The sequence below is a fragment of the Natronorubrum sediminis genome, from assembly GCF_900108095.1.
Classification (GTDB): Archaea; Halobacteriota; Halobacteria; order Halobacteriales; family Natrialbaceae; genus Natronorubrum; species Natronorubrum sediminis.
The window spans coordinates 330809-346363 of sequence record NZ_FNWL01000002.1 but is presented as its reverse complement, the minus strand read 5'-3'; the positions used below and the strand labels follow the sequence as shown (position 1 = coordinate 346363).

The 15555-nt window shown below is 59.1% G+C and carries 13 protein-coding genes and 1 tRNA gene; 3 read left to right on the top strand and 11 right to left on the bottom strand.

What is annotated here, in order from left to right; all coding sequences use genetic code 11:
* Nucleotides 1–28 precede the first annotated feature (28 nt).
* The 3 genes from BLW62_RS09020 to BLW62_RS09005 form a co-directional block, all read right to left on the bottom strand.
* Nucleotides 29–520: a DUF309 domain-containing protein gene (locus BLW62_RS09020; RefSeq protein WP_090506755.1), complete on the bottom strand. Its 492-nt coding sequence runs from the start codon at nt 518–520 to the stop codon at nt 29–31.
* 668 nt (nt 521–1188) lie between these two features.
* Complete coding sequence (locus BLW62_RS18670) at nt 1189–2508, bottom strand: type IV pilin N-terminal domain-containing protein (protein ID WP_090506754.1); 1320 nt, start codon at nt 2506–2508, stop codon at nt 1189–1191.
* 269 nt (nt 2509–2777) lie between these two features.
* Nucleotides 2778–2852, bottom strand: a tRNA-Glu gene (locus tag BLW62_RS09005).
* A 224-nt stretch (nt 2853–3076) separates the two neighbouring features.
* Between BLW62_RS09005 and BLW62_RS09000 the strand changes: the two genes are divergently transcribed.
* On the top strand, nt 3077–3814 hold the full coding sequence (locus BLW62_RS09000; RefSeq protein WP_090506753.1) for a fumarylacetoacetate hydrolase family protein: 738 nt from the start codon (nt 3077–3079) through the stop codon (nt 3812–3814).
* Nucleotides 3815–3888: 74 nt separating this feature from the next.
* On the top strand, nt 3889–4605 hold the full coding sequence (locus tag BLW62_RS08995) for an MBL fold metallo-hydrolase (protein ID WP_090506752.1): 717 nt from the start codon (nt 3889–3891) through the stop codon (nt 4603–4605).
* Nucleotides 4606–4651: 46 nt separating this feature from the next.
* Here the strand turns inward: BLW62_RS08995 and BLW62_RS08990 are convergent, their stop codons facing one another.
* The 8 genes from BLW62_RS08990 to BLW62_RS08955 form a co-directional block, all read right to left on the bottom strand.
* Nucleotides 4652–5743 (bottom strand): DNA topoisomerase IV subunit A, encoded by a 1092-nt coding sequence (locus tag BLW62_RS08990; RefSeq protein ID WP_090506751.1) that lies wholly within the window; start codon nt 5741–5743, stop codon nt 4652–4654.
* Complete coding sequence (locus BLW62_RS08985) at nt 5740–8211, bottom strand: DNA topoisomerase VI subunit B (protein WP_090506750.1); 2472 nt, start codon at nt 8209–8211, stop codon at nt 5740–5742. The genes BLW62_RS08990 and BLW62_RS08985 overlap by 4 nt, the downstream gene beginning before the upstream one ends.
* A 98-nt stretch (nt 8212–8309) precedes the next feature.
* Complete coding sequence (locus BLW62_RS08980) at nt 8310–9317, bottom strand: ion channel (protein ID WP_090506749.1); 1008 nt, start codon at nt 9315–9317, stop codon at nt 8310–8312.
* 194 nt (nt 9318–9511) lie between these two features.
* Nucleotides 9512–9877: a DUF7344 domain-containing protein gene (locus tag BLW62_RS08975; protein WP_449289554.1), complete on the bottom strand. Its 366-nt coding sequence runs from the start codon at nt 9875–9877 to the stop codon at nt 9512–9514.
* Nucleotides 9878–9965: 88 nt separating this feature from the next.
* Nucleotides 9966–10622 (bottom strand): helix-turn-helix domain-containing protein, encoded by a 657-nt coding sequence (locus tag BLW62_RS08970; protein ID WP_090507553.1) that lies wholly within the window; start codon nt 10620–10622, stop codon nt 9966–9968.
* A 78-nt stretch (nt 10623–10700) separates the two neighbouring features.
* Nucleotides 10701–11948 carry a hypothetical protein gene (locus tag BLW62_RS08965; RefSeq protein WP_090506747.1) on the bottom strand — a complete coding sequence of 416 codons (1248 nt, stop codon included), beginning with the start codon at nt 11946–11948 and terminating at the stop codon, nt 10701–10703.
* 136 nt (nt 11949–12084) lie between these two features.
* Nucleotides 12085–12531: a universal stress protein gene (locus BLW62_RS08960; protein ID WP_090507552.1), complete on the bottom strand. Its 447-nt coding sequence runs from the start codon at nt 12529–12531 to the stop codon at nt 12085–12087.
* 120 nt (nt 12532–12651) lie between these two features.
* Complete coding sequence (locus tag BLW62_RS08955) at nt 12652–13431, bottom strand: sulfite exporter TauE/SafE family protein (protein WP_090506746.1); 780 nt, start codon at nt 13429–13431, stop codon at nt 12652–12654.
* A 192-nt stretch (nt 13432–13623) separates the two neighbouring features.
* On the opposite strand from BLW62_RS08955, the gene ggt reads away from it, so the two are divergent.
* A complete protein-coding gene (gene ggt, locus BLW62_RS08950) occupies nt 13624–15384 on the top strand; it encodes a gamma-glutamyltransferase (protein WP_175459722.1) in 1761 nt (586 codons plus the stop codon).
* Nucleotides 15385–15555: the final 171 nt, after the last annotated feature.

Genomic DNA, 15555 nt, shown 5'->3' with positions numbered 1-15555 from the left:
CGACCGATGCGTGTCTAAATCGACTGCCTCACTCTTCGAGTTCCTGCACGTACTCGAAATCGATCGCTCGAGCGGTCGGTTCGTCGCCGTCGAGACGGATCTGCCAGTCGTCGATTCGCTCGGGTTCTTCGAGTGCGTTCGTAATCGCCGTTCGAACGTCGAGTACGTCGACGCCGTAGAAATCGCGCGGAGTATGCTGGAGATACTGCAACGCCGTTCGAAAGAGTGAGCGCATGCCGTCGTCGTTTTGAAAGTCGACGTGCTTGTACGCGCCAGCGGCAACTTGAACCATTCCGTGGCAAAACGCGCTTTCGGTCGTTCCGCGGCCGTAATTGTACCACTCGAGTTCGAAGCAATCGTGACTCTCGTGGTACGCGCCGGCGTTGAACAGTCGAACGCCGTGGACAGTCGCCTGGCGAAGCGTCGCGTGCTCCCAGCGTCCCTCGGCGGTGTCCCAACCAGTTGGAACGGTATTCCCGGACGGTGGAGCCACCGAGGGATCGCTGGTGTGGTCGTCCATAACGGACGGTACTCGAGGGGTGAAGGTAATTCCATCGCCGGACCAGAGATGGCAATGATCGACTGCTCGAGCGTCCAGACGTATCGGTAGCCCAACTGACAGCCCGTGACCTTATCACTATTCGGTGCCCCATCCCAACCAATGAAACATCCCCGCTGGCGATGCCAACGCTGCGGTGAACGCGTCTACGAACACATCGAAGGCGGATACCAGTGTCACAACTGCGAGCGATGGCTCGAGGTATCTGAACTCGAGGAGTGACGGGCCTAATTTTTCAGGCCTAACGGTACAAACGGACTCACTCAAACGAGCAGGGTTGGAGACGAAATGAGTGACCGTCGACGGAGTATACCTGAAACTTCCCGCAGATTGCTCAATGTCGAAACTGCGAACTCAAGGAGACAAATAAACCGACGCAATTTCAGTCGCTGTAAGCGATATCCCGTACGAGCGTTCACGACGCCTCACCGAACTGGTCTTCGACCGCGCCGAGACGTACCACTTCCGTTGTCTCAACGAGTCCAATCGAAACAACGTGTTTGCTGCCTCTGAGATTGAGGATGTACTCGAGAAGTCAACGACAACCAAAACGACGTTTCAGTAGCCAGGAATCGGTCACAAAATCGTAATACTTCCGCTTAGAATATCGTACTATCTAACCGGATTGATTAGCAAACGTCGACGACACCGTCGTTTTCGTCGATCGTCGCTGTACACTCCGTTTCACCGACGGTCGCTGTGACTTCTGCAGGATAATCGTCAACATGACCGTCGACATCGAGTTCAATTACAACTGTTTCATCAGTCTCCGTTACTGACTCAGTTTCCGTATTACCGTCTTTATTAACATCTACAGCGAACTCAATATCGATATCGGCGGGCTCACTTTCGATATCGTGCTCAAATTCCACTACACTAGGTGGATCGTTGGGCTCCGGATTATGGTCTTCAGTGGCCTCTGCTGTCACGCTGTCGAACTTTGGTACCGGAACCGTATCAACGTGAATTGGGTTACCTGGTTGGTGATTGTCCTCAGTACTAACAACTGACGAATACGTTCGTTCGTTATTTTCCTCCGCTGGTTCCCACTCGAATGTCACCGACTCGGATTCACCTGCGCCGAGTTCAAGATCGTGGTGGGTGTCAACGGTTTCATCGCTATTACCCCCTTCGTTGGTGATTTCAAACTCAATATCTTGCACGTCGGTTTCTCCACCTGTATTTTCAATTTCGGCTTCAATTTCTGTCGGTTCACCTTCGAAGGTTTCGTCTGGTGTCTCTACGTCGGTGATAACGAACTCACCAAACGCGATATTCGAGGTTTCAGAGTCGTCTTCACTCTGGATCTGGACAGTTTGGTCGTCTGCCTGGCCGATTGGAGCTTCCCATTCTATGTCTAGGTATCCAGTCTGCCCTTCGTCAAGAATAACGGTCTCAGTTTCTGATTTTTCGTCGACGACTTCAAGCACAACATCTTGTTCCCCTGGTGCATTGCCGTTGTTCTCGACTTGTCCGGTGGCTTCTATTGTGTACTGGCCATTTTGAAAACTCGTCTCTGTACTGAGACTAGTCAAGAACTCCGGCGCATTCCCTTCGATATCAATCTCGTCGACAACTTCCGACTGTCCACCATCGTGAATGACAGAAACGGAGTCAGCTACTGGTAGATCGCTTTCAGAACACGTCATAGTAACAGTGTCTCCTGTTTCGACGTTCATCGGGCCGTCCCAGTCACAAACGTCTTCATTACCTGCGACTAGGTCAAGTTCTCCCTCGCCTGACGCCACACCAACCTGTAGCAGCGTATTATCGCCGTCGTGCTCTTCTTGGTAAACGACTTCCATTTCCGAATTCGCTTCAGCCGGTGTCCCCTGCAAGACGACGGCCCCAACCATCGCCATTAGCGTCACTGTAATACCGATCATAAGCACCGTCCCGATAACCGGCGAAAGAGCCCGCTCGTCCGTAGAAAGGCGAAACCGTCCCATAGTTTTCCTATCCAATGAATCACACTATTAAAAATACATTGGCCAGTGGCTGTATTGAGTTCGGACGTGGTTGAGATATTGATCATCGATAGCAATTAGTAGTACTAACTAGGCAGGGTGGAAGGACACGGATTAGACGGTGAGAAAACCGCGTATTACATACTGAATTGACACTATTGCCTGGAACTCGAGTGCTGTCACTCCAGAATCAGAGCCCGGGCACAACAAACGCGGCAGACGTGACTCAAAACGGTTGAACGTCGGAAGAATGCTCCGTCAGGGATTTGAACCCTGGTCATCGGCTCGAAAGGCCGAAATGATTGGCCGGACTACACCAACGGAGCGTTCACATCGTTCACGCGCCGTGCTTCGACGGACGGTGTCCATCTCGCCAACGGTGCGCGACTTGATCTGCAATCAGTGATTGCCGAGGCCTAGTAAAAAGCGTTCCGTTCCAACTCCGTCGTGACATACAGTACCGCACCACAGTTTTTCTGGCATCTTCTGATGTCCAACCGACACCACCGCCATCTCAACGCTTTTGACCCATCGCCACAACCCTTCGCTCATGAAATACGTCCGATTCCGTGATCCGGCCGGCGCAATCCGCCGCGGCGAGTACGACGACGGCACCGTTCACTTCGCAGACGAGAGTTACGGCCTCGAGGACGAGGCAATTGACATCCTCCCACCGAGTGAGCCCTCGAAGGTCGTCTGTATCGGTCGGAACTACGCGGACCACGCAGACGAAATGGGCTCCGACGTTCCCGATCGGCCGTTGTTGTTCTTGAAGCCACCGAACACACTGGCGAGTTACGGTGACACCGTCACCGTCCCCGCCGGAAAGGAGCGAATCGATCACGAAGCCGAACTCGGCGTCGTCATCGGCGAGCAATGTCGCCACGTTTCCGAAGCGGACGCGATGGACGTCGTCGAGGGCTTCACCTGCGTCAACGACGTCTCGAACCGGGACGATCAACGCCAGGAGCAAAACTGGGTCCGCGGGAAAGCGTTCGACGGCGCTGCACCGATCGGCCCGGTGTTGGCCACGCCCGAGGAAGTTCCCGCGGACGCGGCAGTCCGTTCGCGAATCAACGGCGAACTCAAACAGGACGGCTCGCGCGCACAGCTGATCTTCTCCATTCCGGAACTCATCGCAGAGATTACGACGTACATGACCCTCGAGCCCGGAGACGTCATCGCGACCGGAACGCCGGAAGGCGTCGGCCCACTCGAGGACGGCGATACCGTCGAAATCGAAGTCGAAGGCGTCGGGACGCTCGAGCACAGCGTTCGCGTCCCCTGAGCCCGCGATCGAAGCACGCTAAGTGAGCACCCCGTTTCGAACCTTTTTCGACCTGCTCCCTCGAAACCCCACGTATGACCGTTGAATTCGGTGCAGTGACCGTCGACTGGTACGGTCTCGCCACGATCCGGCTGGAGGGTCGGACGGGGACCGTGATCTACATCGATCCCGGACCCGAGGCGTATGGAACGCTCGAGGGCCACGAACCGAACGATGGCGACCTCGTCCTCGTCAGTCACGACCATCACTACGATTCCGACTCGATCCGACGGGTAGCCCACGAAAACGCGATCGTCGTCGTCCACGAATCTATCGACGCGACGGAACTCGATCGGGAGGTCGAACAGCCAGAGGAGTTACCGTACGAAGTCGAACGCGTCCGCGCGGACGAATCGTTCATCCTCGGGCCGCTCGATTTGTTCACGACGCCGGCGTACAACGATCCTGACGGGCCCCACGTCGACGAACACGGCGACCCGTATCACCCCGAGGGACGAGGGTGTGGCTTCGCGGTCACCATCGACGGTGTCACCGCGTTCTGGCCGGGTGACACCGACGCCCTCGAGAGCCACGAGACGCTTGACGTCGACCTCTTCATGCCACCCGTTGGGGGGACGTTCACGATGGATCGCCACGAGGCTGCAGCACTCGCAGAAACACTCGAGCCGGATCTCGTTCTCCCGGTGCACTACGACACGTTCGAGGCGATCGAGATCGACGCGGACGCGTTCGTCGTCGACGTCGCGAATCGTGGTGTCCCGGTCGTGCTCGACGATCCAGAGAATTGCTGAGTCTCGAGAAGAGCGAAAGCGTCGGAGAAAGTGGCCGAAACCGTCCTTAGATGACGCCCATCTCGTCGAGTCGCTCGGGAAGGTACGTCTCCGTCACGAAGTCGAGGCCGCGAGCAGCGAGCGACTGCTGTTCGGACTTCTTCCCAATTTCGAGTTGGAGTTCGATCTGTTCTTCCCAGTAGTCGGTCTGGAATCGTGGGTCCTCGAGTTCGCTCTCGAGGGCGTTGATGTCGGAGTCACTGAGCGGGTCGGTCGGGAGTTCGTACTCGACGATGTCGGCGGGTTGGATGCCGATGTACTCGGCTTCAGGGGTTGCGAGGTATTCTGAGAGGTGAGCCGATTTGATCGACCCGTAGGCGACTGAGCCGTAGATTCGATACGACCACGGGTCACCGTCGGCGAAGACGGTGACTGGAATGCCGAGTTCGTCGTGGAGTCGCTTGATGATCCGACGAGTTGCACGGGCGGGCTGTCCCTTGAGGTGGACGATGAGGGCGTTATACTCGTCGTCGAAGCCGTTTTCGACGAGTCGGTCGCGCATACCACCCGTCTCGACCGCCAGGATGAAATCGGCCTCAGAATTCAGGAATTCGATCGTGTCCGGGTTGTTCGGGATCTGATACCCACCTTCGCCAACGTCTTTCTGGCAGTGAATCTCGCGTTCGCCGCGGCGAGTTTGCTCGCGAAGGTGAAGCGGACCCATGATCGTCGCGCCGGATTCCTCCGGGCGCATGTGAAAGTCCTCACGAGTGACGCCGGAGACGATCTCTAAGTCCTCGATCAGCCCGTTGGACTCGTCTTGATCGTTGAACTGGGCTTCCTTGTTGTCCCAGCTTTCAGAGAGATAGTACAACTCACGCAGGGTGGAAGACCGATCTTGCTCGAGTTGGTTCGCGAGGAACTCGATGGTGTAGACGGCCTTGAGCAGCTTTCGGGCCCCGCGGACGGAGTTTGCCGACCGTGTCGATTCGCGGTCGCCGTACACCCAGACGTCCTCCGCTTCGCTGTACTCGATGTTGTTCTTCGTCCGCGTCGGGACGGACATGTGGGGGATCTCGCCCAGTTCGAACTGGTCGTAAAACTGTGCTGCGAGGTCGATCAACTGCTCTCGTGCTTGCTCGTCGGAATCTGCGCTCATTGGTCACTCACCGTCAGTTTCTCCGCTTCGACACCCTTTACGTCGAGGTCGAACGCTGCGTCGTCGGCCACTTCGTACTCGAGTGTCGCTTCCTCTCCGCTCGAGACATCCGGTTCCCACTTGAGGAACCATTCACCGTCCATTTCGACGACGTTGGCGTCGTCGGGAATGGTCGTCGGCTCTGCGGTCACGATTTCGGTGACCTCGAGCGATTCGCTCGTATTCGAGTTGTTCTCGATGGTGACCGAGACGGTGTTACTGGTTCCGTTTTCGCTCACCGAGCGCTCGACGAGGACGTTGTTCATGATTCGGGCGATGGCGTCGTCGATATCGGGTTCGTTGCGGCCGGTTACCTCGGCGACCTTCGTCGCCATCTCGGGCAGAATCTTGCCGAGGACGTTCTGCTTCTTCCGGCGTTGTTCCATCGAGCGGCGTTTGTTGAGGTAACTCTTGAGTTCGCGTGCGGCTTCGCGAATCGCCAACTCGATCTCGTCTTCCATCTCGGGAACATTCGCGACGGCGTCTTTCGACTCGCTCGTGAACGGAACGTTCGTCGAGGCGACGTGGACCATGATGACGGCCGGACCGTTTGGCAGGCCGGAGCCGCCGGGATGGTCGAGTCCGTAATTTCGCCACCCGATAGCTTTGACGACGTCGGTCGTCGCACAGGCACCGCGTTGATAAACCAGCGGGACGCGGTTCGCAAACCGCATGACGTCCACGCTTCCTTCGGCCTCGAGGTCGCCGCCGTAGGCGATCCCAGCTTCGACGATGAACGGGTCACCGCCGTGAACTTCGGCGTCTCGAGTCGCAGAGGAGTAGAAGTCGGCGTCGAACTCCTTCTCAAGGCCGGCAGAGATGAGATCCTCCGTGATCGGAGCGAGACAGCGAGTGGGCGGAGCCATGATGTCGGTCGCGCGCATGCCCTCCACGAGGTCGCTGGTCGCATCGCGGTCGCCGTTGAATTCGCGGACGAGCGGCGGGTCGTCCGGAACGGTGACCATGAGATCCCAGATAGCCTCGGTCACGTTCTCGCGTGCAGTGTCGCCGAAGGTGACATCGTCGTACTCTTCGGTGAGTTCCGCAGCACGATCGACGTGGTCGCGAAGGTCGCGTCGGGAAAGGCGGTGTCGGACGTTCTCGCGGTCTGCGTGTTCGTCCTCGAACTTCGCGGCGAGGCGTTCGCCGAAGGCGTGAATCACTTCGTCGTCTTTTCGCGTACTCGTCGCGTCGTCGGTGAGTTCGTACAGGTCCGCGACGAGTCGCGACTGAGCGTCGTCGTCCTCGATATCTTCACCGTCAGAGTCGTCCTCGCGGGCGTCGATCAGTGCGTTCCAGACGACCTCGAGGGCGTTCTCGCGAACGGTGTCACCGAACGTCGTTCCGTGTTCGTCCGCGACGGTATCGGCGGCCGTCTCGACGACCTCGTGCAGTTCGTGGTGGGCGATTCGGTCGGTATCACCGACGCCGGTTGCGATCTGTTCGGCGAACGCGGCCGTCGCGTCGGCACCTTTGTTCGCCGTCGCCTCGGTGATCGCCGCTTCGATATCGATCGATTCGTGGCCGGCAGGCGGACGCCAGCGCATTTCTCGGCCGTAGTGTCGGTCCCGGAACTCGTCGATGACCGACTCGGCGGTCTTCTTGCCGACGCGGGTGAACTCTTCTTGGAGGAAGCCGGAAGCCGTCTGCGAGTCGGTCGCCGACAGCATCTTCATCACGGTACCGAGTTCAACCCCGTGGGGGTGCGGGCGAATCTCCTCTGTTTCCTCGGGGAGTTGGTCCGTCGCCCGCTCGAACTTGAAGTGTTCCTGTGGCTCGCGCAGTTCGAGACGCGCGTGGGGGTTCACAACGGCGGTGTGCTTGATGTAGTCGTGGAGCTGGCTGCGGGCGCGCATGTTCCCCTCCATCTCGAGTTCGATCCGGGTGCCGTGGGGGCGGTCCCAGGAGGTGGTCTCGTCGACGCTGATCTCGGGTTCGTTCGAGTCGGTGTCGACGATGAGTTCGAAGTACTGGGCGTCACTCGCCCCCTGTGGCCGACTCGTGATCTTCGCCGGTTTGCCACTGGTGAGTTGAGAGTAGAGCACGGCCGCAGAGATCCCGATCCCCTGTTGTCCCCGGGATTGTTCGCGAGCGTGGAAACGAGACCCGTAGAGGAGCTTCCCGAACACTTTGGGGAGCGATTCTTTCGTAATTCCGGGGCCGTTGTCTTCGACGATCAACCGATAGTAGTCGCCCGCTTCCTCGATTTCGACGTAGATATCCGGGAGAATACCCGCCTCTTCGGCGGCGTCCAAGGCGTTGTCGACGGCTTCTTTGACGGCCGTGACGAGGCCTCGAGCGCCGCTGTCGAAGCCGAGCATGTGCTTGTTCTTCTCGAAGAACTCGGCGATCGAGATCGCCTGCTGGCTCTCGGCCAGCTCCTCGGCGATCCCCTCCTCGTCCTCGAGTGTCGACTGAAACGACGTCATTGTCCCTCCATACTAACGGCGGGGCTAAAAGCTGTGTGTTACCGGAGTGAAAGTGAAGGGGGCAATAGCGGTCGGTGGGTGATGGAAGTGAACGAAGATCACGATTCTTCCTCGAGTGGCGGCCAGTACCACGCATCGGCGCGGACCACGCCGAGGAGCTTTCGACGGCGCATAGAGAGCTCATCGAGGGCCGACTCGAACTCGGCGTCGGTGGCGGTCGGAATCTCCTCTTCGTGAACGCGCTCGAGGGCAGGAGGTGGGGGCACCTCGTCAGCGGGGTCGATAAACGCCGTATCGAGCGTATCGAGGTAGCTATCGACGCTCGAGCGAGCGTTCTCGACTAACGTCGGATTGGGCTGTCGTTCCTCGCTCACACCGTGGCGAAAGATGGTCAGCGCCTCGTCGAAGATGGGGACGGCCATCGCAGAGGCTCGAGAGGGCCGTTCGCTGTGATAATAGTGGAGAATTGGGTACGCCTTGTGCTGGTCAGCGAGGACGGAGAGTTGGGCCGACAGCGACTCGAGTGGCAAGTCGAGTCCGGAAAATTCGTCCTCGTCGGTCCACCCGGCGCGAACGAAGGCTTCGCTTCGCTCGCCGAGGCCGGTGACGTCGCTCGCGAACGAGCGTTTTTCGGAGACGGCACCGAGCACGGTGAGGATGTAAGAGACGCCGAGCGTGACGAACGCCATCCCCGTCGCGGTCGTCAGCGAACTCGTGATTTCCCACTCGCCTGCCGTCGGGGTGTAATCGCCGTTCCCGTTCGTAAACATCGTGTACGCGACGTAGTAGAACCGTCCTGACCAGTCCGCTGGCTCGCCGGTGTGGGTGCTGATGAGTGCGGTTTCGTCACCGGCGAAGAGCAACGTCCATCCGAGCCACAGTAACGCGATCCACATCGCGAGTGTCAACGCGAGGATCAACGGGCCGGCGAGACTCAACCCCAGTGGGTGATCACTGCTCACCCGACGGAGACCACGCCAGGTCCACGTGGTCAACCGCGCTGAGAGAGGACCGGATCCACCGTCGACCCAGAGCGTCGTCCAGAGAATATCGACGACCACAGCGACGAGCACGACCACTCCCAGAGCCAGATACAGCCACTCCATCGTACAATCGTTACGACACTCATCCCCGTCAACGATACCCCGGGTACTGACACGTGTTTATCACCGAGCCCACAGAAATCGGTCTCGAGCAGGGATCTCGAGTCGTGGCGGCGAACGACCATCTGAGCACTATCGAATCCGACTATGTGGGACGACCCGCCGTGTGTCAGGAGCGGTGAGTGGAAGGGAACGGATTACGAGCTATCTGGCGGGGCGTCGAACGTCGACTCGGTCGCGTCGATGACGGCAGTTATCTTAGATTTGTGCTGTTCGAACGTGGCTGTCGGCTCGAGATGCCCGTCGGTGCACTCGTATTCGATGAGGTCGTGTGCGGCTAGTTTCGGGAGGTGGACGTGATGAAGTGACAGCGAAACGTAATCAGATTCAGTCATCGATGGTGGGTGGGTCGATTGCGTTCGCTCGTGTTCGACGAGTACTGCAGTGAGTTCGTCGACCGTCATCGGTCGAGATCGATTCGACAATTTCGCGAGAACGAGACGGCGGTGTCTACTTCGACACAATTCGAATATGGTGTCAACAGTAATCCGCGTTCCACCCATACGGTGAGGTGAATCTGTCGTCGATGTTGAGGGTGGTTGTTGAAAATACAACTCGTTTATAAGCGGTGTCGGAGTGTCGACGGGCCGGTTACTCGTTCGAAATGACGTCAGCGAGCGCCGTCTCGAGGAGTTGATCGAGACCACGCCGAATGCGAGACGCCACGGCTTGCTGTGAGATGCCGAGTTCGGCTCCGAGTTCCGCCATCGTCACGTCGCGAGGTGAGTTGAAGTATCCGCGGTCGTACGCGAGCACCAGCGTCTCTAGTTGTGTGTCCGTGAGTGTCCCTTTGATATCGGACTCGAGTGGCGTGAGCGCGTGTAGCTTCATCAGTCGAATCGGGACGTCGTACTCCCGACATCGGTTCTGGAAATCGGAGATATCCTGTCGACTGTCGGCGCGAGTTTCGAACGTCCACTGGTCGCTCGTTCCGACGGCTTCAATGAGTGCCACGTTCCCCTCCGAGAGTGCACGCAATACGCCGTCGTACTCGAGCGCCCACTCGACGCGCAGGAGGTGTTGGTCGTCGACGGAATCGACGAATCGAATGTCCTCGACTCCCGGGTGCTCCGCGAACGAATCCGCCACGTCGTCGACCGTCGTCCCGCGGACCCAGAAGTACGGGACTACGACGTCCTGTGCAGGAATAATTCGCTCGAATTCGACCGTAACACTCGGCAGTCGATCGAAAACCGTCCCAAGTGGAAACTGCGCTGCCGGAATCGTAAACGTCGCCTCAGCTGCCATCATCCGTACTGTTTGACTTCGAGTTTGTAAATCCCTATTACACCACGTTCAACGTACGTTCGACGATGAATCGCTCCATTAGGGCTCTTCGTCGATCACCGAAGCCAGCACGTCTGCGATCTGTTGATTCGTCTCCGGACTGTAGTGACCTCCCTCTCCGCGTTCGACGTACAGCGACTCGACGCCGTCGTCCGGGTCTAAGTGTCGAGCCATGTCGATCGTCTCGAGGGCGTCGTAGGAGTCGTCCAGTCGGTCCATCAAGTCGCCGTATATCGCTCCGTGTTCGGACTCGTACGTCGCGTATCGAAGCTGTTGAACCATCACGAACACCGGCGTGAACTCCTGTTCGTCCGCGTAGTCGACGAACTCCTCGATGAGCGCGTCGAAGAGTTGCTCGTGCGTCTCGAACAGTCGTTCGTGATAGTGGACGCGAGGGCGTTCCATTCGCAGCGCTGACTGCGTTTGCGCCTGATCGAAGTCGACACCCGGAACCGACCGCCCGGCGCGGCGCTCGAGTTCCTTCCCTCCCGTGTAGAGGGCGTACCGAAGGTACTCCGGCTTGTCGAGGAAGTCCGACGTGTACGGAAACGTCGCGTAGTGGGGTTTGAACCAGTGGTCGTAGTGAAAGTCGTACTCCCGCAAGACGTCAGCTTTGGCCGGCAGGTCGAGCAGTTCCTCTTTCTCCTGAACGGGGTTCTCGACGCGCTCGAGCGTGCCGTTCTCGAGGACGTATCGGGGCTTGACCGCGAGGATGTTGCCGAACTCCTGGTAGTGTTTCCAGACGGAGAGGATTCTGGCGATCGATGCAGCGGTGACGACCATGAACACGTAGTCGGTCTCTTCGTCGGGGTACTGGCGTTTGAGCCGCATCAGCGCCTGATCGAGACCGTAGTTGCCGCCGCCGTAGTTCGAAACGTGGGTGTCGAGGTCCGTCGAGAGATAGTGTTGAAACGTCTCGTCGTCGTCGACCTCCCGGCAGAAACAGTACGAATCCCCGTACGTGGAAACGGTGAGGTCGGCGTCTTCGTCCCGGTCTTTCGGGACGCACACTCGGCTTCCGTACTCGTCGGTCGAGTACGTGACGACGCTGCGAACTTCTTCGCCAGGGAGGTGATCACCCGTGTCTTTTTGCTTTTCGCGGTTTGGCTGTGGAGACCACCCTAACTCCGGATCGTAGCTGCTGAATTTGTCCAGCAGCGTTCGATCGATCTCCGGAAACTCTTCCGTCGCAACGGCGGGGATCCGTTTGAGTGAGGCGTACGAGACGACCTCGAGCACGATCACGAGTGCGACGAACGCGAGCACAAGCGCGACAACTGGAAGCATTCGGGTGTGGCTACCAGCACTGGTGGTAAGTGAATTTTGGCGATTGTCCCTACAATCTCGATTGTTGAACTCCACTGGGGCTGAATGGAGGTAGTAACTGATACGCTAGGAAAGTAACGCAGGAGAGCAGTCCCGATTAGCGAACGACTGTCACCGGCACTGGGGAATGTCGGACGACGACTTCGGCGACACTCCCGAGAACGACGCGTCGCATACCGGAGCGCCCGCGACTTCCGATCACCACGTGGTCGATCGATTCGGTCTCGGCGAACTCGACTATTTCTTGGGCCGGCGATCCGAGTCGCATTCGCGTCTCGAGGTCTACGCCCAATTCGTTCGCGAGCGATTCGGCGGTTTGTAGGTGTTCGTCGACGGAGGTGGATTCGTCCGATTCTCCGAAGAGTTCCTCGAGTCTGTCACGGGCTTGCGCGTCGGTTGCACTGTTCGGGATGAACGGCATCGTCGTCACGTCGACGACGGTCAACGCGACGAACTCGCCATCGGGAAAGAGGTCGACGGCGTACTCGAGGGCCTCGCGTGCGGGTTCGGAGTCGTCGAACGGGATGAGGATCCGGGGGGACATAACCGGTAGTCGAACGGAGAATCGATAGCGAGTGACTTCAGTGTCTGGCACGATGGTGCCGACGCTCGGCCGGACTGGCTGGCCGACCATTCCACGTCGACGTACTCGTCGACACGCGAGCTACAGCGCGAGGTACGGACCGACGCCGAGGAGGACGACCCCGAGGATGAGCTTGAGGCGTTCCGGCTCGATCATATAGGCGATCTTCCACCCCATGATGACACCGAGGAGCAGCGGAGAGCCGATGGCGACGGCAAGTGGTAAGATGACCTCTCCCTGCAAGGCGTACCCTGCGGTGGCAAACGCCGCGATAAAGATCGACTGGACCTGCGCGACGGCGACGGCGAGTAACATGGGGACGCCGATCAACACCAGGGCCGGGACGGCCAACACGGGCCCACCAATTCCCAAGAGGCCGCTACAGACGCCAAGAAACACGCCGAGACCCGCGAGCGCGAGTTGCCCCTGTCGCTCGAGCGCGTCGAGGTCGTACAGCGGGGTGAAGCCTCGTCGCTCTCGATAGAGGATAATAGCGCCGACGGCCATCGACACGGCTCCGAGCAAGATTCCGAACACGGTTCGCGGCACGAACGAGTTGATGTACGCCCCGGCGAGGGCACCGACGATACTCGAGGCGCTCAAAATAACGGCGATCGCGCGACTCTCGCCGGTGTCCATCTCGCCGGAGTAGAGGTAGGCGACGCTACCGACGAGACCGGTGACGACGAACGTCGCGTGGGCGGTCCCCGCGACCTCGCCCGAGGCGAGCGGTGTTAGCGAGTAGAGGGCGATGGTGACGAAGATGCCACCGGGACCGATCGTTGTGATTCCGATGCCGGCGAAGAAGGCGATCGAGACGAGCAACAAGACGAGGGTGAGTTCGAACGGAAATCCAAGCATCTGCGGGCGTTGGTGAGACGCTCGTGGCGGGGGTTGTGACTCTTCTGATTAGCAGGCCAATCACAACAAGAGAGACTGTTCAGCAGTCGTTTTCGTCGCCGAGTTTCGTTTCCTTTACCAGACTGTCAGGCACCGCAGACGGACAGAGCGATCGCCAATAACCGTTTAGTCAGTGCTTCAGGTATCGACGGTGTGACGAACAGACGGACGTTCCTCGAGCGATTCGGTTCTGAAACGGCAGTGACCGGTGTTATCGGGGCCAACGCACCGGGTGGGAGTGGTATCGGGGCCGCCGAACGCAACGAGTATAGTCCGTCTTCGACGGGCGAGTTCGAGTATCCATGGCAGTTCATCGGCCGTCGCTCGGCCGTCATGGCCCGAAACGGAATGGTCGCGACGAGCCATCCACTGGCGGCAGAGACGGGGGTTCGCGTCCTTCAGAACGGTGGAAACGCGGCCGATGCGGCCGTCGCCGTCGCGGCCGAACTCGCGTTCGTCGAACCACACATGACCACGCTCGGCGGCGATATCGTCGCGCTCACGCACTTCGACGGCGAGTACAAGGCGCTCAACGGAACGGGGTACGCACCGGCCGCCGCCGACGTCGAAACCTATCGCGAGAAAATCGACGAGACGGACGGGGACGCGTCCCCGAGTATTCCGTCCGAAGGACCACTATCTGTAACGGTCCCCGGTGTCGTCGACGGGCTCTACCGGCTGTCGGATCGCTACGGAGACCTCCCGTTCGCCGACGTGCTTCAGCCAGCGATTCAACACGCCAGAGACGGCGTCCCGATCAGCGAGTACATCGCGACTCAGTGGGAAGCCGCTGCACCGCGCGTTGCAGCGTTCGAGTCGTTTCGAGAGACCTACCTCGAGAACGGCGAGACGCCGGCTCCCGAGTCCGTCTTCACCAATCGTGCGTTCGCGGAATCGCTCGAGCGAATCGCAAACGAGGGCATCGAGACGGTGTACGGGGGGCAGTTAGGACAACAGATCGTCAATCGCGTGCAAGAACACGATGGGTTACTCGAACTCGAGGACCTGGAGGCGTTCGAGAGCAACTGGAACGACCCGATCAGCACGGAATACCAGGGGTACGAGGTACTCGAACACCCACCTAACACGATCGGAGTAGTCGCACTCGAGGCGTTGAACATCGTCGAGCACCTCGAGTTGCCCGACGAACCGACCGATCCAGAACGACTCCATAAACTGATCGAAGCGATCAAAATCGCCTTCACGGACGCCGAGGAGTACCTCGGAGACCCACTCGACGCAGACGTTCCACTCGAGTCGAAACTCGATGAAGCGTACGCTCGCGAGCGTGCAACAGAGATCGGCGAGTCGGTCGGGGAGTACGACCCCGAGGCCGGCGACACACCGAATTCGAATACGGTCTATCTCACCGTCGTCGACCGGAACGGAAACGCCGTCTCGATGCTCACCAGTGGCTTCAAGCCCTTCGGAAGCGGTCTCGTCGTCGGTGGCTTCACGCTCCAAAACCACGCGACAGAATTCAGTCTCGATCCAGCGGATCCGAACGCGATCGAACCGAGAAAACGTCCGTTCCACACGCTCATCCCCGGCATGCTCGCCCACAACGGCGAGTTCCGCGCTTCGTTCGGCGTGATGGGTGGGTCGATGATGCCACAGGGACACCTCCAATTGCTGGCTAACACGTTCGAGTCCGGGTTGAACCCCCAGGCAGCGATCGACGTTCCCCGATTCAGATTCGAGGAGGGCCACGAGGTCGCCCTCGAGACGACGCGACTGCCCGAGGAGACCATCGACTCTTTGCGCGAGCGAGGCCACGAAATCGTCCTCGAGTCGGAGTACTTCGAACCGGATGCGAATCACTTCGGTGGCGCACAGTTCATCTACCGCGATTCGGATGGGACGTTGATCGGCGGCTCCGATCCGCGACGGGATGGACAGGCGATCGGGTTCTAACGCTCGGGGCCGAGTACGCCCGGTCTTTCGGTCTCCAACGACCCATTACCTGTCGTATTCGATGAACGGGTTGCGTCCGCGACTGCGGGGGCGGTAGACCTCTTAAAACGTAATCACACATTGCCCCCTGCTCGCCCGCGCGCGTACGTGACTTTTATTAGTGCCCGAACA